Raw genomic sequence first — 18,713 nt, forward strand, 5'->3', positions numbered from 1 at the left:
CGGCGCCGGGGTGCGGGCGGGCGCCCTGATCGAGGCGGCGGCCGCGCACGGGCTGGCGCCGCTCACCGGTTCCTCGCCGTCGGTCGGCGTCGTCGGGTACGTGCTCGGCGGCGGTCTCGGCCTGCTCGCCCGGGAATTCGGTTATGCCGCTGACCATGTGCGCTCGATCGACCTGGTGACCGCCGATGGCCGCAGGCGCACGCTCACCCCCGCCGACGAGCTGTTCGGCGCGGTGCTCGGCTCCGGCGGCAACTTCGGCGTGGTCACCGCGCTGGAGCTCGAACTGGTGCCCGTCACCGAGGTGTACGGCGGCCAGTTGATGTTCGACACCCCGCTGGTCGACACGGCGCTCGAGACGTGGCGGCAGTGGACCGCGACGCTGCCCGACACCCTCACCTCGACGATCGCGGTGCTCACCTTCCCGGACATCACCCCGGTGCCGGAACCGTTGCGCGGCAGGCACGTCGCTTCGATCCGGATCGCCTTCGACGGCCCGGCCGAGGAGGGGCAACGGCTCGTCGCCCCGCTGCGCGCGATCGGCGAGCGGATGCGCGACGACCTGCGCGTGCTGCCGTACGCCGAGTCGCACGCCATCCACAGCGATCCGGATTTCCCGCACGCGTACGCCGCGACCAACGCGCTGCTGTCCGAGCTGACCGGCGAGGCGATCGCGGCGCTGCGCGCGCAGACCGCGCCCGGTGGACCCGTCGAGGCCGTCCTCGACATCCGCCACCTGGGCGGGGCGTTGCGGCACGGCGGCGCGGCGGTGGACCACCGCGACGCCGAATTCCTCGTGCGGGTGATCACCGGCGCGCAGGGCGATGCCGCGCCTGCGGGCCTGGCCGCGGTCCGGGAAGCGCTGGCGCCCTGGACGATCGGGCACAGCCTGAACTTCCTCTACGGCGCGGGTGCCGCCGCAAACGCCGCGCAGACCGAGGCGGGCTACGCGCCCGACACCTACGCCCGGCTGGCCACCGCGAAGTCGAACTACGACCCGCGCAACATGTTTCGCTTCAACCGCAACATCGCGCCCGCGTAGCCACGGCTTGTCGATCCCCCCGGTATCTACTATCTTAGTGATATCACTCAGATATCGGGAGGATGTCATGGAGCTGCGGTCCGCATTCCGCGTCAACGGGTTCGTCGTCTTGCTGGGGTGGCTGGTGCTCACCCTGGTGTTCGGCGCCGCCGCCGTGTTCGCGTTCATCGCCGCCACCCAGCACGACGGTGGGGCGCTCGCCTGGGCGGGCGCGGTCGCCGCGGCCGTGGTGGTGCTGGTGCTGGCGGTGCTGGCCACCGGGTTGATCATCGTCAACCCCAACGAGGCCAAGGTCGTCACCTTCTTCGGCCGCTACGTCGGTTCGGTGTCGGACCCCGGGTTCTTCTCGGTGCTCCCGCTCACCGACCGCAAGTCGATCTCGTTGCGGGTGCGCAACTTCGAGACCCAGAAGCTGAAGGTCAACGACGCCGACGGCAATCCGGTCGAGATCGCGGCGGTCGTCGTCTACAAGGTGGTCGACAGCTTCAAGGCCGCCTTCGCGGTCGACGACTACGAGGAGTACGTCGAGACCCAGTCCGAGGCGGCGGTGCGGCACCTGGCCACCACCCACCCCTACGACGCGCACGACGATTCACGGACCAGCCTGCGCGACGGTGCCGAGGTTGCCGAGGAGCTCACCGAGGAACTGCGCGCGCGCACCCTCACCGCCGGCATCGAGGTCATCGAGGCCCGGATCACCCACCTGGCCTACGCGCCCGAGATCGCCCAGGCCATGCTGGTCCGCCAGCAGGCCGCCCAGGTGGTCGCCGCGCGCACCCAGATCGTCGAGGGCGCCGTCGGCATGGTCGGCCTGGCGCTGGACCGCCTCGCCGCGGCGGGCACCGTGGAACTCGACGAGGAACGCAAGGCCGCCATGGTCTCGAACCTGCTCGTCGTCCTCTGCGGCGACCGCGCCACCCAGCCGGTCGTGAACACCGGATCCCTCTACGCCTGACCCCATGACGGTGCCGAAGAAGGAACCCAAGAAGGTCCTGCTGCGGCTCGACCCGGCCGTCCACGAGGCCATCGCCAAGTGGGCGGCCGACGACCTGCGCAGCGTCAACTCCCAGATCGAATACGCCCTGCGCCTGGCCCTCGAGCAGGCAGGCCGCAAGCCGCGATCGACATAGTGGTCGCGTCAGGTGCTGCCGAGGACTCGGGTGAGGAGCCGTTGGCGGGTGCGGGTGGCGGATTTGGCGAGGATGGCTTTGACGTGGTCGTTGACGGTGTGCTCGGACAGGACGAGTTCGGCGGCCAGCTCGCGGGAGTCGAGGCCCGTGGCGAGGAGGGTGAGGACCTGGGATTCGCGGGCCGAGAGGCCGTGCGCGCGGGCGAACAGGTCAAGGCGTTCGGCGGCGGTGCTGGGTTGCAGGGCGACGGCGATCTCGTGGTCGCCGAGGCGATCGGCCTTCACGGTGAGCCAGCGGTTGCCGCCCAGGTGGATGCGGGCCGACGCGGGGCCGATGGGGGTGCCCGCCTCGGCGGCGAGCAGGGCGGCCCCGGCGTTGTAGACCGAGGCGGGGACCGGCGGGATCGGTTCGTCGGGGGGCAGCAGACGGAGCAGGGATTCGGCGGCGGCGGCCGTCTGGGAGCGCACGCGCAAGGCGTCGTCGAGCAGGACGACCGCGGGGCCCAGTGGGGGCAGCTGCGCGTCGGATTCGACGAACCCGGCGCCGACCGTGGCGCGCAGCGCGGTCGAGACGGCCGGCGTCAGGGTGGTGAGTTCGGCGAGTTCGCTTCTGGTGAAAGGGGATTCGTCGACCCGCAGCAGCTCCAGAAAGCCCCAGCAGCCGTAGCGGTCGGCGAAGGTGACGGTGGCCGAATCGGTGACGCCGAGCTCACGCTGGGCGGTGCGCCACAGCAGCGAGCGGTCGGGTTCGCCGCCGGTGGCGTCGAGCAGGGAGTGAGCGCCGGTGCCGCGCAGGGTGTCCCAGCGATTGAGCGGGGTGAGATAACGAGCCCGGATCAGTTCCGGCAGCCGCGCCAGCTCGAGCCCGGGCACATCGGCCAGCGGCGCCGTCGCGACCGCGGTGACCGGGTCGGTGAGCGCGAAGACATGGCCGGTGAACGGCATCGACAGCCGGATCTCGGCCAACACGAGTTCACGTAGTCGTTTGGCGGCATGATCGGCACGGCACAGCCGGCTCACCCGGTCGGCCAAGGCGCTCGGCACCGGCTCAGTCTACGGCGAAAACCCCCCAGCATCAGGGATGTCGGCCGGGCATCGATCGGGCCCACACTCGAGTCATCCCATTCGACCCGGCCACGGAGGCGATCATGACCACCACCCTGCACATCGACAACACCGTGCGTGACTACGACACCTGGAAGGCGGCCTTCGATCAGTACGATCGCTTCCGCGCCGACCACGGGGTCCGCACCTACCGCGTCGGGCGCGTCGAGGGCGATCCCGGCCGCGTCCTGGTCGACCTCGACTTCGACGACCGCGCCGCCGCCGCGGCGTTCCGCACCGCGCTGGCGCCGGTGCTGGCCACCCCGCGCAGCCGCGCGATGGTGACCGATCACCACTCCTGGCTGGTGGAGTTGGTCGAAGAACGCATTTCCGCCTGAGTCGCGACTTCTCCCGCGCACGGGCACAACCGAACTCGTCTGCGCCGGTAAGTTGTCCCGGTGCCCATCTCGTTCGACATTCCTGGAATGCAGCAGTTGGACAACACGACCTGGGGGAATCCGGCCACTCGTGATGTCGTCGCGTTGACCTATGTCGACGGCGCGCCCGACCTGCCCGCGCGGCTGCACGATCTGCCGCGGCTGCGCAGGCGGCTGGCCGAGCACCACGCCCGCACCGGCTGTCTCATCGAGGCGTTCGTGGTCTGGGTCGACCAGCTGCCCGCGCTGCTGCGCGTGGAGAAGACGCAATTGCCGGGCCCGCGGGGCGAGCTCGTCTTCGCCGCCTCGATCGTGGTACCGAAGGATCGGTGCTCCGCGGTGTTCCAGATCATCTGTCCCGAGACCGGGGTGCCCGGGCTGCGGGAGTCCTCGATCGGCGCGCAGGTCCACCGCAGTGAGATGTGCCCGCCCCACCCGTACGCGCCGGGGCTGCGCGGTCGGCTGCCCTATCTGCTGTCCGACGACGTCCGCTTCGACGCCGTGTTCCCCGATCACGCGCTGACCAGGGCTCGCCGCTGGGTCGCCGAAACCGTGCCCAACGTGCGGGTCGACCCGGCCTTCGCGGCGCTGCCCGAGTTCTAGACGCGCGGCTTCTCGGTGATGAAGATGGCGGTGCCGGGGAAGATCTCCCCGCGCAGCGGCGACCACTGACCCCATTCGCGGTCCAGCCACTCCGGCCAGTCGGGTTCGACGATGTCGAGCAGCGTCAGGCCCGCGCCGACGATCTCCCGGACCCGGTCGCCGATGGTGCGATGGTGCTCGACATAGGTGGGCACGCCGTCGCCGTCGACCTCCACGTACGGGGTCCGGTCGAAGTAGGGGATGCGCGCGACGAGGCCGTCCTCGCCGGGATCGTCGGGGAAGATCCAGCGCATCGGGTGGTTCACCGAGAACACCCAGCGCCCGCCCGGGCGCAGCACCCGGGCGACCTCGCGCATGACCAGCGCGGAATCGGCGACGAACGGGACACCGCCGAAGGCCGAACAGGCCAGATCGAAGGACGCGTCGGCGAACGGCAGCGCCTCGGCGCCCGCTTGGACCAGCGGCACCCGCGGCCCGCCCTGCGCCATCGCCGCCACGCCACGCTCGAGCATCCCCATCGACAGGTCCAGCCCGACCGGATGCGCGCCCTGACCCGCGAGCCAGCGCGAACACGGCGCGGAACCGCAGCCGATCTCGAGCACGGACCTGCCGGTCAGCTCGCCGAGGAAACCCATATCGCCCTCGTGCAGGCCCTCCGGGCACCAGACGAACTCGCCGCCGGGGGAGTCGACGCCGAGGAAGTCGGCGTGGGTCTGGTGGTACTGGTCGGCATCGGCATCCCACCAGCGCCTGCTCGCGCGTTCGCTGTCCGCCGAACCGATCTTGGTCCGGGTGGTCGCGGTGGTTCCCAGCAGCGCGTTGGCCTGCGCATGGCGTTCGTCGTCGGACACGGCGACCAGGGTATCGGCGGGGTGGAGGGGGTGGTTTGCCCGGCTGGACTCGGGTCGCGTACGCTGAGGCACGCGAGTGTCTTTCGAGGAGCGCTGTGCGCCGGGGTTGAATGCGTACGGTATCCGATGACGGAGTCGCCCGTGCTGAGTTCGATCACCAGCAAGTGTGGCGGTCCGTGCGATACTTACCCGGTATCCTTCGTCGCCTCGTCGCGGTGATCTCGCAGCGTACCGAAAGTTCCAATGTCCGCAACCGACCACAATCCGTCCGGAGCAAATCCACATATGCCCACCACCGTCACCTCGCCGCAGGTAGCCGTCAACGACATCGGCTCCGCCGAGGATTTCCTCGCCGCCATCGACGCCACGATCAAGTACTTCAACGATGGCGACATCGTCGAGGGAACCATCGTCAAGGTCGATCGTGACGAGGTCCTGCTCGACATCGGTTACAAGACCGAAGGCGTCATCCCCTCCCGTGAACTCTCCATCAAGCACGATGTCGACCCCAACGAGGTCGTTTCCGTGGGCGATGAGGTCGAGGCCCTGGTTCTCACCAAGGAGGACAAGGAAGGCCGCCTGATCCTGTCGAAGAAGCGGGCGCAGTACGAGCGCGCGTGGGGCACGATCGAGGAGCTCAAGGAGAAGGACGAGGCCGTCAAGGGCACCGTCATCGAGGTCGTCAAGGGCGGCCTGATCCTCGACATCGGCCTCCGTGGCTTCCTGCCCGCCTCGCTCGTCGAGATGCGTCGTGTCCGCGACCTCCAGCCGTACGTCGGCAAGGAGATCGAGGCCAAGATCATCGAGCTCGACAAGAACCGCAACAACGTGGTTCTGTCGCGTCGCGCCTGGCTCGAGCAGACCCAGTCCGAGGTCCGCTCCGAGTTCCTGCACCAGCTGCAGAAGGGCCAGGTCCGCAAGGGTGTGGTCTCCTCGATCGTCAACTTCGGTGCCTTCGTGGACCTGGGTGGCGTCGACGGCCTGGTGCACGTCTCCGAGCTGTCCTGGAAGCACATCGACCACCCGTCCGAGGTCGTCGAGGTCGGCAACGAGGTCACCGTCGAGGTTCTCGACGTCGATCTGGACCGCGAGCGCGTCTCCCTGTCGCTCAAGGCGACCCAGGAAGACCCGTGGCGTCAGTTCGCCCGGACCCACGCCATCGGCCAGATCGTGCCCGGCAAGGTCACCAAGCTGGTTCCGTTCGGTGCGTTCGTGCGCGTCGAAGAGGGCATCGAGGGCCTGGTCCACATCTCCGAGCTGGCCGAGCGCCACGTCGAGGTCCCGGACCAGGTTGTCGCCGTCGGCGACGACGCGATGGTCAAGGTCATCGACATCGACCTGGAGCGTCGCCGGATCTCGCTGTCGCTGAAGCAGGCGAACGAGGACTACCACGCCGAGTTCGACCCGTCGAAGTACGGCATGGCCGACAGCTACGACGATGCGGGCAACTACATCTTCCCCGAGGGCTTCGATCCCGAGACCAACGAATGGCTCGAGGGCTTCGACAAGCAGCGTGAAGAGTGGGAAGGCCGCTACGCCGAGGCCGAGCGTCGCCACAAGATGCACACCGCTCAGATGGAGAAGATGGCAGCCGACGCTGCCGCCGAGGCCGCCAACGGCGGTCCCGCCTCGGGCAACTACTCCTCCGAGAGTGGCAGCTCGCAGGCCTCCTCCGGCCCGGCCGAGTCCGCCGGCGGTTCGCTCGCCAGCGACGCGCAGCTCGCGGCTCTGCGGGAGAAGCTCTCCGGCAACGCCTGATTCGGGTAGAGCAGTACCGAAGGCCCTGGTCCACACGGACCGGGGCCTTCGGCCTTTTCCCGGGTCCGGTGGAGTAGTGTCGGCGCCGATCGCTCCGTCCCCTCCTCGGGAAAGGTGCTCCATCGACATGAGTTCTGGTCCCTTCTCCGGCCTCAACCGGCGACAGTTCCTGGCCAAGGCGATGGCCGCCGGCGCCGTGGGAACGCTTGCCTCCTGGGCGAATCCGATCATCGACCGTGCCTTCGCCGCCGACCCCGCCGGGCTGGGCGGGCTCGGCGACATCGAGCACTTCGTGCTGCTCATGCAGGAAAACCGGTCCTTCGACCACTATTTCGGCACCCTGTCGGGGGTGCGGGGATTCGGTGAGGCCTCGGCGTCGTGGCGCCAGTACGGCTGGTCGCCCGGAATCGGGCCCACCGCAGACGGTTTCGTCGAACCGTTCCGGCTCGACACCACCCGTGGCGCTACCCTCGACGGCGAATGCATCAACGACCCCGACCACACCTGGCCGGGCATGCACCAGGCGTTCAACCACGGCCGCAACGACGGCTGGATGCCGATGTCGGTGGCTTCGGTCGGCCCGGCCAACGCCCCCGCGGCGATGGGTTACTACCTGCCCGAAGACATTCCGATCCACACCGAGCTGGCGCAGGCGTTCACCCTCTGCGACAACTACCACTGCTCGGTGCTCGGCCCGACCGACCCCAACCGGCTGTACTGGGTCAGCGCCACCATCGATCCCGACGGGCTGGCCGGTGGCCCGCTGGTGGAGACGCCGACGCTGATCCCCAAGAACGTCTACAGCTGGCGCACCTACCCGGAGAACCTGTCCGAGGCGGGCGTGAGCTGGAAGATCTACAGCAACCGCGATGTCGGGCCGGCCTCGTCGATGATCTTGGACGGCATGATGGGCTGCTTCACCCAGGCCGCCGACCCGAACTCCGAGCCGGCCCGGCGTGGCATCGCGCCGGTGTACCCCAACGACTTCCAGGCCGACGTCGCCGATAACACCCTGCCCGCGGTGTCGTGGGTGGTGCCCTCGGTGCTGCACTGTGAGCACCCGGCCCTGCCCGCCGCGTTCGGCGCGCTCGGGATCGTGCAGCTGCTCGACATCCTGACGTCGAATCCGGCGGTGTGGGAGAAGACCGCGCTGATCATCAGCTACGACGAGAACGGCGGCTTCTTCGATCACGTCGTCCCGCCGACGCCGCCCCCGGGCACGGCCGGGGAGTTCCTGACCGTGCCGCTGGACCGGGTGCCCGCCGCCGGGGGTATCGCCGGGCCGATCGGCCTCGGTTACCGAGTGCCGTGCCTGGTGGTCTCGCCCTACAGCCGCGGCGGGCTGGTCGCGTCGCAGACCTTCGACCACACCTCGCAACTGCGGCTGCTGGAAACCCGGTTCGGGGTCGACGTGCCGAACCTGACCGCGTGGCGGCGCGGCGTCACCGGGGACATGACCTCGACCTTCGACTTCGCGGCCGCGCCGAACGCGACGAAGCCGGTGCTGCCCGACCCGCGGCCCAAGGCGGACGCGGCGGTCGCGCAGTGCGGGCCGAACATCGCGGCGGGCACCCTCGGTCAGGGCGCGCCCTATCCGGTGCCGCCGAACGCGATGCCGACCCAGCAGCCGGGCAGCAGGCGTGCGCCGAGCGGACTGGTCGGAGTGTGACACGGCGCGGGCCCGGCGATGATCGCCGGGCCCGGTGCGCGCTGTCGCGGGAGAGTCAGCTCGCGGCGGCGGGGACCCAGTAGCCGGCGGCGGCGGCCATGCTGGGCCGTTTGCGCATCGCGGCGAAGCTGTGCCGGGCGGGGGAGATCAGGGCGGTGAACCAGGATCGGCGGTATTCGGCGAGAGTCGCTGCGACAGCGGGGTGTTCGATGCAATGCACACCGCCGGGCATTCCCAGGCGGTGGCGAGCCGTCCGGTGGTCTGTGGTGCCCATGATCATCCTTCGGTAGCTGGAGCTGGCCTTCTCGCCAGCGCGAACATTAATCCACGCGACTCGCCCGACCTCGGATTTGCGCCGGTCGGCGCCTGGGCGTGTCGGAAAGAATCCGAGGGCGCAGACCGCACGGCGCGGCGTCTGCGAGACTGGGCCCCATGTTGCGGATCGGCCTCACCGGAGGCATGGGAGCGGGTAAATCCACAGTGGCGCGGACCCTGGTCGAGTGCGGGGCGGTGCTGATCGACTCCGACGCGATCGCCCGCGAGGTCGTCGCGCCCGGCACACCGGGCCTGGCCGCGCTGGTCGAGGCGTTCGGATCGGGCATTCTCGCCGCCGACGGCAGTCTCGACCGGCCCGCGCTGGCCGCGGTCGCCTTCGCCGACGACGAGTCCCGGGGCAAACTCAACGCGATCACGCATCCGCTGGTCGGCGCGCGCACCGCCGAGCTGATCGGCGCGGCGCCGGAGCAGGCCATCGTCGTGCAGGACATTCCGCTGCTCGTCGAGAACGGGCTGGCCCCGCTCATGCAGCTGGTCCTGGTGGTCGGTGCCGAGATCGAGACCCGGCTGCGCAGGCTGGTGGAGCAGCGCGGGGTGGCCGAGGCCGACGCGCGCACCCGGATCGCCGCGCAGGCCACCGACGAGCAGCGGCACGCGGTCGCCGACGTGTGGCTGGACAACAACGGCGCCCCCGAGATCGTCGAGGCCCAGGTGCGCGCGCTGTGGACCGAGCGACTGGTGCCGTTCGAACGCAATCAGCGCGAGGGCGTCCGCGCCGGCGCCCCCTACCGGCTGGTGCCCGCCGATCCGGACTGGGCCGCCCAGGCCCGCCGGATCATCGCCCGGCTGCACCTGGCGTGTGGCGCGTCGGCGGTGCGGATCGACCACATCGGCTCGACCGCGGTGCACGGTCTGCCCGCCAAGGACATCATCGACATCCAGGTGACGGTGGCCGACCTGGCCACCGCCGAGTCGCTGGCCGACGCGCTGGCCGGGGCCGGGTTCCCACTCGCGCCGTCGGTCACCCACGACAACCCGAAGCCCACCCCCGGCGACCCCGATGGCACCGACCTGGCTCGCTGGGGCAAGCGCCTGCACGGCAATGCCGATCCGGCCCGTCCGGCGAATATCCATCTGCGCGTGCAGGATTCGCCCGGCCAGCGGTTCGCGCTCGCGTTGCGGGACTGGCTGCGCCAGGAGGAGGACGCGCGTGCGGCGTATCTGGTGATCAAGCGCGAGGCCGAGCAGGCGGCGGCGGGCAAGACCGGGGAGGCGGCGGCGCAGGCGTACTACGCGGTGAAGGAACCGTGGTTCGACGCGGTCTATCCGGTGGTCACCGAGTGGGCTGGGGCGCGCGTCTGACCCGAGACCAATCTGTTAAACATCAATGTTTCAAAAAGAGGCCGAACGGCGTCGCGCGCTGGGTACATTGTGCCGAGTCACCAGCCGGTGACTCGGTTCACAGGGAAGTTGTAGCGCGTATGACAACACATCACCGTCAGTTCGGCCGTGCGGGCTTCGGCATCACCGCACTCGGCGCCGTCGCCGCCAGCGTCGTGCTGGCCGCACCGCAGGCCTCGGCGTGGGTCGGCAACCTCACCGTGGCTGGGTCCGACCACAAGGTCGGATGCAGCTACAAGCTGACCGCCAGCGTCGAGGTCGATCGGCTGACCTCGGTGAAGTTCACCGACAACGGCGTCGACATCCCGGGCAGCCCGGTGTCGCCGTCGCTGCTCTCGGGCACGGTGAGCATCACCTGGAAGCCCACCACGGCGGGACAGCACAAGCTCGAGGCGCGGCAGCTGCTGATCAGCGACTCGATCACCGTCACCGTGGGCGAGGCGGCCGCGACCGGCAGCGCGGGCTGCGGCGGCGGCCTGGCGGATCTGTTCCCGAGCCTGTCGGCCGGCTGATCCTCCCCGAGCGGAAACCGCCCCGACCTCACTACCGGAGGTCGGGGCGGTTTCGTCGTTTCAGCGCCAGGTCAGGGTCATGCCACGGGTGGCCAGCCAGGCCTCGAGCGAGTGCCCGTGCGCGGCCATCCCGTCGATCGCGGCGGTCGCGTGCTCGATCGCGGCCTGGCAGTCCGCCGCGTCGAGCAGGCCGTCGGCGTGCGCGGCCAGCAGCTCGTCGATATCGACCAGCTCGACCTCGCGGCCCGTGCGCACCAGCAGATCCAGGTAGTGATCGACCGACTTCCACAGCGTGGCCGACTCGCGGGTGAACGCCCCGACATCGACGTAGACGTCCTGCCAGCGCTCCACTCCCGGATTGTGGTGGAACTTCGTCGCCCGCAGTGAGAGCTCGGGCAGCACCCACGATTCCAGGTAGTGGAAATTCGGATGGTCGGAGTGCCTGCCCATGTACAGGCCCCACGGTTGCTCCCGGTAGACCTCCACCGGCCGGACGAACCCCTTCGGATCGGTGTTCGTCCGCGCCGCGACGTCGAAGTACTCGATCTTGGGCGGATGCACGTGCACGGTGGAAGCCTGCGTCATGACCGGAAAATCTACCGGTGGCCGGCCGGGCCCGCTCACATCCAGGTCAGGGTGATCTCCCGCGAGCGCAACCACTGCTCGACATCGTGGTCGTTGGCGGCGAGGCCGTCCAGGACGGCCGCGGCCCGGGCGAAGGCGCGATCGGCCTGGGCGGTGTCGACGTGACCCGCGGCGTGGGCGGCCAGCAGCTCGCCCGCACCGCGCAGGGTCGCCGACCGGCCGCGGCGGACCGCGATGTCGAGGAAGTAGTCGGTGGCCTGCCAGCGTTTGGGCCCGACCTGGACGAACTCGACGATGTCGAGGACGTAGTCGTGACTGCGGTGGTGGCCGGGGCGATCGTGCTCGATGGTGGCGCGCACGGCGGGTCCGGGCAGCAGCCAGGACTCCTCGTAGCGGCCGCGCGGCCGGTCGACGGTGCGGGCGAGGTAGACGCCCCACGGCTGCACCTCGTACCGGTCGACGGGCCGGATGTAGCCCTTGGCGTCGGTGCTGGTGAGTTCTGCCACGTCGAAGTACTCGACGCGGGGGCGGCCCGGCGGCGGCGCGGTGGGGGTGGTGACCGGCGGCGGCTGCGGGCCGCGGATCTCCCGTGCGAAGTATCCCGCGAATCCGGTGACCGCCGGAGCCGCGACGAGCAGAGGAAGCAGTGCGCTCATGGCCTTGTCCTTCACCACGTGCCGATGATCAACTCAGGGTACGCCCGGATGTGCGTCACGCGCCGTGTCTGCTGGACCACATCGCTGTGAATATCCTTGGGACATGGGATTTTTCGGACATCGCTGCCGAATGCTCCGAAGTTGCGGTGGCGCGGCTGGATGATCGCGGGCACGGGTCGGACCAGGCGATGTGCTCGCGCGCCTGGGGTCGCCACGATGCTGCGGGCCGCGCGCGGCCCGGCGTCCGCGCAGGTGAGCGGCTTCGCCGCTGAGCAGAAGTTCATCCGAACGACACCGGGCCCACGAGCGGTGCCTCGGCGTGGCGCACGCGTGTCGCCGGATCGGCGCCGGTGTGCGTGCTGTCCGCGCGACTTGTCGGTGGTCGGGCCTAACCTGGTGGGCATGGCATTCGCAACCGAGATCCCGACGGAAGGGTACGAGGAGCGGGGGCACCCGCTGGCTCATTCCGAGCACCGCCCTGTCGGCACCATCGAGCGTGCGGGCGGGCAGTTCGAGGTGGTCAGCGAGCACAAGCCCGCCGGTGACCAACCCGCCGCCATCGCCGAGCTGGAACGGCGGATCACCGCGGGGGAGAAGGACGTCGTCCTGCTCGGTGCCACCGGCACCGGCAAGTCGGCGACCACCGCGTGGCTGATCGAGAAGCTGCAGCGGCCCACGCTGGTGATGGCGCCCAACAAGACCCTCGCCGCCCAGCTGGCCAACGAGCTGCGGGAGATGTTGCCGCACAACGCGGTCGAGTATTTCGTCTCCTACTACGACTACTACCAGCCCGAGGCGTACATCGCCCAGACCGATACCTACATCGAGAAGGACAGCTCGATCAACGACGACGTCGAGCGCCTGCGACACTCGGCGACCTCGAGCCTGCTCTCGCGCCGTGACGTCGTCGTGGTCGCCTCGGTGTCGTGCATCTACGGCCTCGGCACCCCGCAGTCGTACCTGGACCGCTCCGTGCAGCTCGATGTCGGCGGCGAGATCGACCGTGACGCGCTGCTGCGCCTGCTCGTCGACGTGCAGTACACCCGCAACGATATGGCGTTCACCCGCGGCTCGTTCCGGGTGCGCGGTGACACCGTCGAGATCATCCCGTCCTACGAGGAGCTGGCGGTCCGCATCGAGTTCTTCGGTGACGAGATCGAGGCGCTGTACTACCTGCACCCGCTCACCGGTGACGTCGTCCGCCAGGTCGACTCGCTGCGCATCTTCCCCGCCACCCACTACGTCGCGGGTCCGGAGCGGATGGAGCGCGCGGTCGCCGACATCGAGGCCGAACTGGCCGCGCGGCTGGCCGAATTGGAGAAGCAGGGCAAGCTGCTCGAGGCGCAGCGGTTGCGCATGCGCACCGAATACGACCTCGAGATGATCCGCCAGGTCGGGTTCTGCTCCGGCATCGAGAACTACTCGCGCCACATCGACGGCCGTCCGGCCGGGTCGGCGCCGGCCACCCTGCTGGACTACTTCCCCGACGACTTCCTGCTCGTCATCGACGAGTCGCATGTCACCGTGCCGCAGATCGGCGGCATGTTCGAGGGTGACATGTCGCGCAAGCGCAACCTGGTCGAGTTCGGTTTCCGGTTGCCGTCGGCGGTCGACAACCGCCCGCTGACCTGGGAGGAGTTCGCCGATCGGATCGGTCAGGCGGTCTATCTGTCGGCGACACCGGGCCCGTACGAGCTGGGCCAGGTGGGTGGCGAGGTCGTCGAGCAGGTCATCCGCCCGACCGGCCTGGTCGACCCGCAGGTGGTGGTGAAGCCGACCAAGGGCCAGATCGACGATCTGGTGCACGAGATCCGCCAGCGCACCGAGCGCGACGAGCGCGTGCTGGTCACCACCCTCACCAAGAAGATGGCCGAGGACCTCACCGACTACCTGCTCGGCCTCGGCGTGCGGGTGCGCTACCTGCACTCCGAGATCGATACCCTGCGCCGGGTGGAGCTGCTGCGCCAGCTGCGGCTGGGCGAGTACGACGTGCTGGTCGGCATCAACCTGCTGCGCGAGGGCCTCGACCTGCCCGAGGTGTCGCTGGTGGCGATTCTGGACGCCGACAAGGAAGGCTTCCTGCGGTCGAGCACCAGCCTCATCCAGACCATCGGCCGCGCGGCGCGCAACGTCTCCGGTGAAGTGCACATGTACGCGGACAAGATCACCGATTCGATGCGGCACGCGATCGACGAGACCGATCGCCGCCGCGCCAAGCAGGTCGCCTACAACGAGGCCAACGGCATCGACCCGCAGCCGCTGCGCAAGAAGATCGCCGACATCCTGGATCAGGTGTACCTGGAGGCCGACGACGAGGTCGCCGTCGGCGGATCGGGCCGCAATGTCAGCCGCGGCAGGCGCGCCCAGGGCGAGCCCGGCCGGGCCGTCAGCGCGGGCATCTACGCCGAACGCGACGTGAAGTCCATGCCGCGCGCCGAGCTGGCCGACCTGGTCGCCTCCCTCACCGACCAGATGATGAACGCCGCCCGCGAACTGCAATTCGAGCTCGCGGGCCGCCTGCGCGACGAGATCGCCGACCTGAAGAAGGAACTACGCGGCATGGACGCCGCGGGCCTGAGCTGATCATGCCCACCGCGCCACCCCGGCGACGCCGACCGCTAACTCGATTCCGCCATCCAGGCGGCGATGCGGCGGTCGGCTTCCTCCCGCGTCATCTCCTCGATGCGGGTGATCACCGCCCACCGGTGGCCGAACGGGTCGATGACCACGCCGAACCGCTCGCCGTTGACGAAGGTCTGCGGCTGTTCGGCGGTGCGGGCACCGTGGGCGACCGCGCGGGCGATCACGGCATCGACATCGGGGCAGTAGTGCACGATCGAGGTGTGCACCCAGTCCTCGGGTGCGCGAACGTTGTTGTCGGGCATGGGCATACCCAGTTGCAGCGTGGAATCGCCGATCAGCAGTTCGGCGTGCGCGGGCTGCCCGTCGGGCAGATCGGCCCGGCTGAGCACCTTCGCGCCGAAGACCTCGGTGTAGAAGGCGATGGCGGCGTTGCCGTCGGGCACGGCCAGGAAACAGGTGATGGAGTGGTAGCCCTCCGGAACGGGCGCAACGGGATCGGTCATGTCTTCGATCCTGGTCGGCCGGTGGCCGCCGATCTTGTAAGAAGGCGACAGATCCGATGACGCGGCCGGATCCCGCCGATATGAAGGGCATTCTGCATCCGGGGGAGCAGGCCAGGCATCGATCGCTGGACCGGCTGGCGGTCGGGCCCGCGCTGGCCGGGTTCGCCGACCGGTACTGGATCGTGCGCTGGGATCTGCGGGGTAAGCCCGCGTATCGCGCCGAGGTGCTGTCGTTCCCGTGCGTGAACGTCACCTTCGAGCGCAGCACCACGCGCACGGGCGGCTTCGTCAACGGGGTGAGTACCAGCAAATACGTGCGCGAACTCGACGGCGAGGGGGAGACCTTCGGCCTCAGGTTCCGGCCCGGTGGGTTCGGTGCCTTCACCGGCATGGATGTCGGTGCGCTGCGTGATGATTCGGCCCCCCTGGCCGAGGTGTTGCCCGCCGCGGCGGGACTGGCCGACCTCGTGCTGGTGGAGTCCTCCGACGCGGCGCGGGTGGCGATCGTCGAGGACTTCTTCGCCGGGCGGGGTCGCGCCGACGACCCGCACTACGCGCTGGTGTCGCGGATCGTCGCCGCGATGGCGGCCGATCCCACGCTCACCCGGGTCGACCAGGTGACCGATCGCTTCGCGGTCCCCATCCGGACGTTGCAGCGGCTGTTCCGCCGGTATGTCGGGGCCGGGCCGAAATGGGTGCTGTGCCGATTCCGGTTGCAGGACGCCGCGGATCTGCTCGCGCGCGGCGACAGACCCGATCTGGCGAGTCTGGCCGCCGACCTCGGCTATTTCGATCAGGCCCATTTCAGTAGGGAATTCACCGCCGAGATCGGGATGTCACCGTGGGAATACGCGCGTAAAGCGCAGGCGAGTGCGGTACCCACGCTGGGCTGACGCGCTGTCGAGACCCCAGAAATCGGGTATCTGAAATATTGTCGTTTCGGCGGGGAACGGCGGTGTCCGTGGATAGTCTCAGCGCATTCGCAGCGGTCGCTGCTGCGGGAGAGTGAGGACATCGACGGTGACAACATCTTTCCGCCCGAGCACCCGGCTGGGTCTGGCCGGCTCCGGTCTCGCCACGGTCCTGGCGACGGCCGCGCTGGTCGCGCCGTTCGCGCACGCCGACTCGACCCAGCGCGTCGCGGTCGAGGGCTCCGATCAGCAAGCCGGCTGCTCGTACACGGTCACCGCGGTCAACGTCGTCGGCTACAGCAGTGGCGACTCCGGTGCCGACGTGACGTTCTACGACAACGGCGCGGTGATCGGCACCGTGGAGGTGCCCGCCATCGGCACCACCGCCACGTCCTGGCGGCCCGCCACCGCCGGGCAGCACGAACTGACCGCGAAAGTCGTCGGCATCAGCACTCGGTGGATCGTGCCGGCCACGGTGACCGTCGCGCCCTCGACCGGTACCGGAAGCGCCGCCTGCGGACTGCCCAGTTTTTCCGGCTGATGTGAGCAAAGTCCCAGCCGCGCAGGCGCGTTGATTGTGTTGTGATAGGCCACAGTTTCCGCGAGTCGCGGTCTGGTTGTCGCAGGTGAATCTTCGCGACTGTCGCGAAGAGCACCGGCAGGGTGCCGACCGGCGTCAACACTCCCGATGTGATCTGTTGCGATTTGTCGATAAATCGGCCTGTTTTGGCGTTAGGGTCGACCCAATTGCCGCGCTGACGCTCGATTCCCGGGTTTGATCGGTGCTGGCACCGACCAAGTTGGAGGAGAGATGACCGCCTACCGGACCATTGTCGTCGGTACTGATGGCTCGGATTCGTCGTACGTCGCCGTGGAGAAGGCCGCAGCGCTCGCCGGCGACGCGGACGCGACTCTCGTGCTGGCCTGTGCCTACTTCCCGACCGACGATCGCGACGTCGCCGCCGCGGCCGACGTGCTCAAGGACGAGGCCTACCAGGTGCGTGGCTCGGCGCCGACCAACGAGATCCTGCACGTAGCCCGGGAGAAGGCGGTGGCCGCCGGGGCGAAGAACATCGTCGAGCGCGCCATCGTCGGCGAGCCGGTCGATTCGCTGCTCGACCTGGTCAACGAGACCAAGGCCGATCTGCTGGTCGTCGGCAACCGGGGCCTGAACACCCTGACCGGCCGCCTGCTGGGCTCGGTGCCCTCGGATGTGGCCCGCAAGTCGCGCTCGGACGTGCTGATCGTGCACACCGTTCGCTGATTTCGTTCGATCACGACCTCGAGGGCGCTGCTTCGGCAGCGCCCTCGAGTGCTTTCCGGCGGAGCGGTCAGCGTTCGACCGGCTCCTGCCTTGTGCCGCCACGCAATCCAATCGACACGATGTCGGACGGTTCGTCGAGTTCGATCCGGTGCCAGCGGTGCCGCGGCACCAGGAACGCGGTGCCGGCCGTCAGCCGCACGGCGGTCTCCGGTGCGCCCGGCGACTCGGGGCGCAGATACAGGCGCAGCGCGCCGCGCAGGCAGCACACCGCCTCGTCGCCGGCGGGATGCATCTCCCAGTGATCGGCGTGGACGTCGGCATCGGAGTCGACGTGGAAGGCGGCCAGCTGCCAGCCGCCGTCGTCGGCGGCCATGCGGCGCTCGCCGGCTTCGACGGTGCCGTCGGGCCGCAATCGCAGGGCGCGGTCGAACAGGTCGATGGGGGACATCGGCTTTCCTTTCACTGTGCTGCCGCGGGAAGGTCCTCGCGGACAGTGGTTTTCGTGCGGTCGGGGCCGGGGAGAACGAGGACGGCGATCGCCGCGGCCGCGACGAAGAGCAGGGCGGCGATCCCGAGCGCGAAGGCGTAGCCGCTGCTGAGGGCCGCCGCGTCGGTGCCCGCGCCGGACCTGGCGGCGGCGAAGGTAGCCAGCGCCGCGACGCCGACGCTGCCACCGAGTTGGCGGGCGCTGTTGAACACCCCGGAGGCCATCCCGGCATCGCCCGGCGCGACGGCGGTGACGGCGGCCGCGGCGACCGGGGCCAGGCACAGGCCGAGTCCGAAACCGCCCACGATCGAGGGGCCGAGCACGTCGGCGAGGAAACTGCCGTCGGGACTGATCGCGGCGAACCAGCCGATCCCGGTGGCGGTCAGCAGCGCGCCGCCGATCAGTAGCGGGCGCGGCGATCGGTGGGCGCCGACCCGGGTCGCGACCAGCGTGCCGACGATGACACACAGCGAGAACGGGACGAAGGCCGCGCCGGTGGCGCCCGCGCTCATCCGCAGGACACGCTGCATGTACAGCGACACGAGGTAGAACGCCGAGAACTGGCCCGCGGCGGCGCACAGGACGAACAGGTTGCCGCCGAGTACCCAGCGGTTGCGCAGCAGTCCGAACCGGAGCAGTGGGTGGCGAACCTGCCTTTCCGTGAGGGCGAAGCCGATCAGCAGGGCCGCGGCCACCGCCAGTGTCGCGCCGGTGTCGGCCGAGATCCACCCGTGCCGATCGGTGCGGACGATGCCGGTGATGAGCACGCCGACGCCGCCGGTGGCCAGCGCGGCGCCGAGGAGGTCGAGTCGGCCTGCGCCGGTCGACGGCCGGTCGGCGGGCACACCCGCGGCGGTGGCCAGCAGCGCGACCGCGACGATCGGCAGATTGATCAGCATCACCCAGCGCCAGTCGGCGTACTCGGTGAGCACGCCGCCGACGAGGACGCCCAGCGCTCCGCCCGCCGCGTTCACCCCGCCCCACACGCCCAGCGCGCGGACGCGG

At 69.7% G+C, this 18,713-nt stretch carries 21 protein-coding genes; 13 read left to right on the forward strand and 8 right to left on the reverse strand.

Annotation, left to right across the window (positions count from 1 at the left end; genetic code table 11):
- From V8688_RS25980 to V8688_RS25990, 3 genes are all read left to right on the forward strand, one after another.
- Positions 1-1,039 (forward strand): FAD-binding protein (locus V8688_RS25980; protein WP_342801892.1); only part of this gene is annotated, 1,039 nt, incomplete at its 5' end.
- Between the two features lie 67 nt (positions 1,040-1,106).
- Positions 1,107-1,994, forward strand: a complete 888-nt coding sequence (locus tag V8688_RS25985) for an SPFH domain-containing protein (RefSeq protein ID WP_218716671.1) — start codon at positions 1,107-1,109, stop codon at positions 1,992-1,994.
- 4 nt (positions 1,995-1,998) lie between these two features.
- Positions 1,999-2,169, forward strand: a complete 171-nt coding sequence (locus V8688_RS25990; protein ID WP_218716672.1) for a hypothetical protein — start codon at positions 1,999-2,001, stop codon at positions 2,167-2,169.
- 8 nt (positions 2,170-2,177) lie between these two features.
- Here the strand turns inward: V8688_RS25990 and V8688_RS25995 are convergent, their stop codons facing one another.
- Entirely contained in the window at positions 2,178-3,212 is a 1,035-nt protein-coding gene (locus tag V8688_RS25995; RefSeq protein ID WP_316574082.1) for a helix-turn-helix transcriptional regulator, read from the reverse strand.
- A 104-nt stretch (positions 3,213-3,316) separates the two neighbouring features.
- Here V8688_RS25995 and V8688_RS26000 point away from each other — a divergent pair, with 104 nt between their 5' ends.
- Both V8688_RS26000 and V8688_RS26005 read left to right on the forward strand, forming a co-directional pair.
- The gene (locus V8688_RS26000) at positions 3,317-3,610 is read left to right on the forward strand and encodes a hypothetical protein (protein ID WP_218716674.1); all 294 of its coding nucleotides are present in this window, start codon (positions 3,317-3,319) and stop codon (positions 3,608-3,610) included.
- An 87-nt stretch (positions 3,611-3,697) separates the two neighbouring features.
- On the forward strand, positions 3,698-4,252 hold the full coding sequence (locus tag V8688_RS26005; RefSeq protein ID WP_218716675.1) for a hypothetical protein: 555 nt from the start codon (positions 3,698-3,700) through the stop codon (positions 4,250-4,252).
- On the opposite strand, the gene V8688_RS26010 is transcribed toward V8688_RS26005, so the two are convergent.
- Positions 4,249-5,103 (reverse strand): class I SAM-dependent methyltransferase, encoded by an 855-nt coding sequence (locus V8688_RS26010; protein WP_218716676.1) that lies wholly within the window; start codon positions 5,101-5,103, stop codon positions 4,249-4,251. The genes V8688_RS26005 and V8688_RS26010 overlap by 4 nt on opposite strands.
- 285 nt (positions 5,104-5,388) lie before the next feature.
- Here V8688_RS26010 and rpsA point away from each other — a divergent pair, with 285 nt between their 5' ends.
- Together rpsA and V8688_RS26020 are read left to right on the forward strand one after the other, a co-directional pair.
- Entirely contained in the window at positions 5,389-6,861 is a 1,473-nt protein-coding gene (gene rpsA, locus V8688_RS26015) for a 30S ribosomal protein S1 (RefSeq protein ID WP_218716677.1), read from the forward strand.
- A gap of 127 nt (positions 6,862-6,988) precedes the next feature.
- Entirely contained in the window at positions 6,989-8,530 is a 1,542-nt protein-coding gene (locus V8688_RS26020) for an alkaline phosphatase family protein (protein WP_218716678.1), read from the forward strand.
- 55 nt (positions 8,531-8,585) lie between these two features.
- Here V8688_RS26020 and V8688_RS26025 read toward each other — a convergent pair whose 3' ends face one another.
- Positions 8,586-8,804 (reverse strand): hypothetical protein, encoded by a 219-nt coding sequence (locus tag V8688_RS26025; protein ID WP_218716679.1) that lies wholly within the window; start codon positions 8,802-8,804, stop codon positions 8,586-8,588.
- A 158-nt stretch (positions 8,805-8,962) separates the two neighbouring features.
- Here V8688_RS26025 and coaE point away from each other — a divergent pair, with 158 nt between their 5' ends.
- Both coaE and V8688_RS26035 read left to right on the forward strand, forming a co-directional pair.
- Complete coding sequence (gene coaE, locus V8688_RS26030) at positions 8,963-10,168, forward strand: dephospho-CoA kinase (RefSeq protein ID WP_218716680.1); 1,206 nt, start codon at positions 8,963-8,965, stop codon at positions 10,166-10,168.
- 119 nt (positions 10,169-10,287) lie between these two features.
- Entirely contained in the window at positions 10,288-10,719 is a 432-nt protein-coding gene (locus V8688_RS26035) for a hypothetical protein (RefSeq protein WP_218716681.1), read from the forward strand.
- 60 nt (positions 10,720-10,779) lie between these two features.
- Here V8688_RS26035 and V8688_RS26040 read toward each other — a convergent pair whose 3' ends face one another.
- Both V8688_RS26040 and V8688_RS26045 read right to left on the reverse strand, forming a co-directional pair.
- On the reverse strand, positions 10,780-11,304 hold the full coding sequence (locus V8688_RS26040) for a DUF402 domain-containing protein (RefSeq protein WP_342801893.1): 525 nt from the start codon (positions 11,302-11,304) through the stop codon (positions 10,780-10,782).
- A gap of 35 nt (positions 11,305-11,339) precedes the next feature.
- On the reverse strand, positions 11,340-11,960 hold the full coding sequence (locus tag V8688_RS26045) for a DUF402 domain-containing protein (protein ID WP_255587014.1): 621 nt from the start codon (positions 11,958-11,960) through the stop codon (positions 11,340-11,342).
- Between the two features lie 402 nt (positions 11,961-12,362).
- Between V8688_RS26045 and uvrB the strand changes: the two genes are divergently transcribed.
- Positions 12,363-14,543 (forward strand): excinuclease ABC subunit UvrB, encoded by a 2,181-nt coding sequence (uvrB, locus tag V8688_RS26050; protein ID WP_255587015.1) that lies wholly within the window; start codon positions 12,363-12,365, stop codon positions 14,541-14,543.
- Between the two features lie 35 nt (positions 14,544-14,578).
- Here the strand turns inward: uvrB and V8688_RS26055 are convergent, their stop codons facing one another.
- Entirely contained in the window at positions 14,579-15,046 is a 468-nt protein-coding gene (locus tag V8688_RS26055) for a VOC family protein (protein ID WP_218716683.1), read from the reverse strand.
- Between the two features lie 56 nt (positions 15,047-15,102).
- On the opposite strand from V8688_RS26055, the gene V8688_RS26060 reads away from it, so the two are divergent.
- The 3 genes from V8688_RS26060 (at position 15,103) to V8688_RS26070 (ending at position 17,221) form a co-directional block, all read left to right on the forward strand.
- The gene (locus V8688_RS26060) at positions 15,103-15,939 is read left to right on the forward strand and encodes a helix-turn-helix domain-containing protein (RefSeq protein ID WP_342801894.1); all 837 of its coding nucleotides are present in this window, start codon (positions 15,103-15,105) and stop codon (positions 15,937-15,939) included.
- 127 nt (positions 15,940-16,066) lie between these two features.
- Positions 16,067-16,498, forward strand: coding sequence for a hypothetical protein (locus tag V8688_RS26065; protein ID WP_342801895.1), 432 nt, complete (start codon positions 16,067-16,069; stop codon positions 16,496-16,498).
- Positions 16,499-16,768: 270 nt separating this feature from the next.
- Positions 16,769-17,221 carry a universal stress protein gene (locus V8688_RS26070; protein WP_218716686.1) on the forward strand — a complete coding sequence of 151 codons (453 nt, stop codon included), beginning with the start codon at positions 16,769-16,771 and terminating at the stop codon, positions 17,219-17,221.
- 67 nt (positions 17,222-17,288) lie between these two features.
- Here the strand turns inward: V8688_RS26070 and V8688_RS26075 are convergent, their stop codons facing one another.
- Complete coding sequence (locus tag V8688_RS26075; protein ID WP_218716687.1) at positions 17,289-17,669, reverse strand: cupin domain-containing protein; 381 nt, start codon at positions 17,667-17,669, stop codon at positions 17,289-17,291.
- 11 nt (positions 17,670-17,680) lie between these two features.
- The coding region (locus tag V8688_RS26080; RefSeq protein ID WP_342801896.1) for an MFS transporter at positions 17,681-18,713 on the reverse strand (1,033 nt) is incomplete at its 5' end.

Source organism: Nocardia sp. No.11, assembly GCF_038752175.1.
Taxonomy (GTDB): domain Bacteria; phylum Actinomycetota; class Actinomycetes; order Mycobacteriales; family Mycobacteriaceae; genus Nocardia; species Nocardia canadensis.

Bases quoted from the DNA above. Each gene is read 5' to 3' on its own strand.
- V8688_RS26025 (WP_218716679.1), bottom strand. From the start codon at position 8,804: ATGGGCACCACAGACCACCGGACGGCTCGCCACCGCCTGGGAATGCCC.
- V8688_RS26020 (WP_218716678.1), top strand. From the start codon at position 6,989: ATGAGTTCTGGTCCCTTCTCCGGCCTCAACCGGCGACAGTTCCTGGCC.
- V8688_RS26070 (WP_218716686.1), top strand. From the start codon at position 16,769: ATGACCGCCTACCGGACCATTGTCGTCGGTACTGATGGCTCGGATTCG.
- V8688_RS26040 (WP_342801893.1), bottom strand. From the start codon at position 11,304: ATGACGCAGGCTTCCACCGTGCACGTGCATCCGCCCAAGATCGAGTAC.
- V8688_RS26055 (WP_218716683.1), bottom strand. From the start codon at position 15,046: ATGACCGATCCCGTTGCGCCCGTTCCGGAGGGCTACCACTCCATCACC.
- V8688_RS26035 (WP_218716681.1), top strand. From the start codon at position 10,288: ATGACAACACATCACCGTCAGTTCGGCCGTGCGGGCTTCGGCATCACC.
- V8688_RS26075 (WP_218716687.1), bottom strand. From the start codon at position 17,669: ATGTCCCCCATCGACCTGTTCGACCGCGCCCTGCGATTGCGGCCCGAC.
- coaE (WP_218716680.1), top strand. From the start codon at position 8,963: ATGTTGCGGATCGGCCTCACCGGAGGCATGGGAGCGGGTAAATCCACA.
- uvrB (WP_255587015.1), top strand. From the start codon at position 12,363: ATGGCATTCGCAACCGAGATCCCGACGGAAGGGTACGAGGAGCGGGGG.
- V8688_RS26000 (WP_218716674.1), top strand. From the start codon at position 3,317: ATGACCACCACCCTGCACATCGACAACACCGTGCGTGACTACGACACC.
- V8688_RS25985 (WP_218716671.1), top strand. From the start codon at position 1,107: ATGGAGCTGCGGTCCGCATTCCGCGTCAACGGGTTCGTCGTCTTGCTG.
- V8688_RS26045 (WP_255587014.1), bottom strand. From the start codon at position 11,960: ATGAGCGCACTGCTTCCTCTGCTCGTCGCGGCTCCGGCGGTCACCGGA.
- V8688_RS26005 (WP_218716675.1), top strand. From the start codon at position 3,698: ATGCAGCAGTTGGACAACACGACCTGGGGGAATCCGGCCACTCGTGAT.
- V8688_RS25990 (WP_218716672.1), top strand. From the start codon at position 1,999: ATGACGGTGCCGAAGAAGGAACCCAAGAAGGTCCTGCTGCGGCTCGAC.
- rpsA (WP_218716677.1), top strand. From the start codon at position 5,389: ATGCCCACCACCGTCACCTCGCCGCAGGTAGCCGTCAACGACATCGGC.
- V8688_RS26060 (WP_342801894.1), top strand. From the start codon at position 15,103: ATGACGCGGCCGGATCCCGCCGATATGAAGGGCATTCTGCATCCGGGG.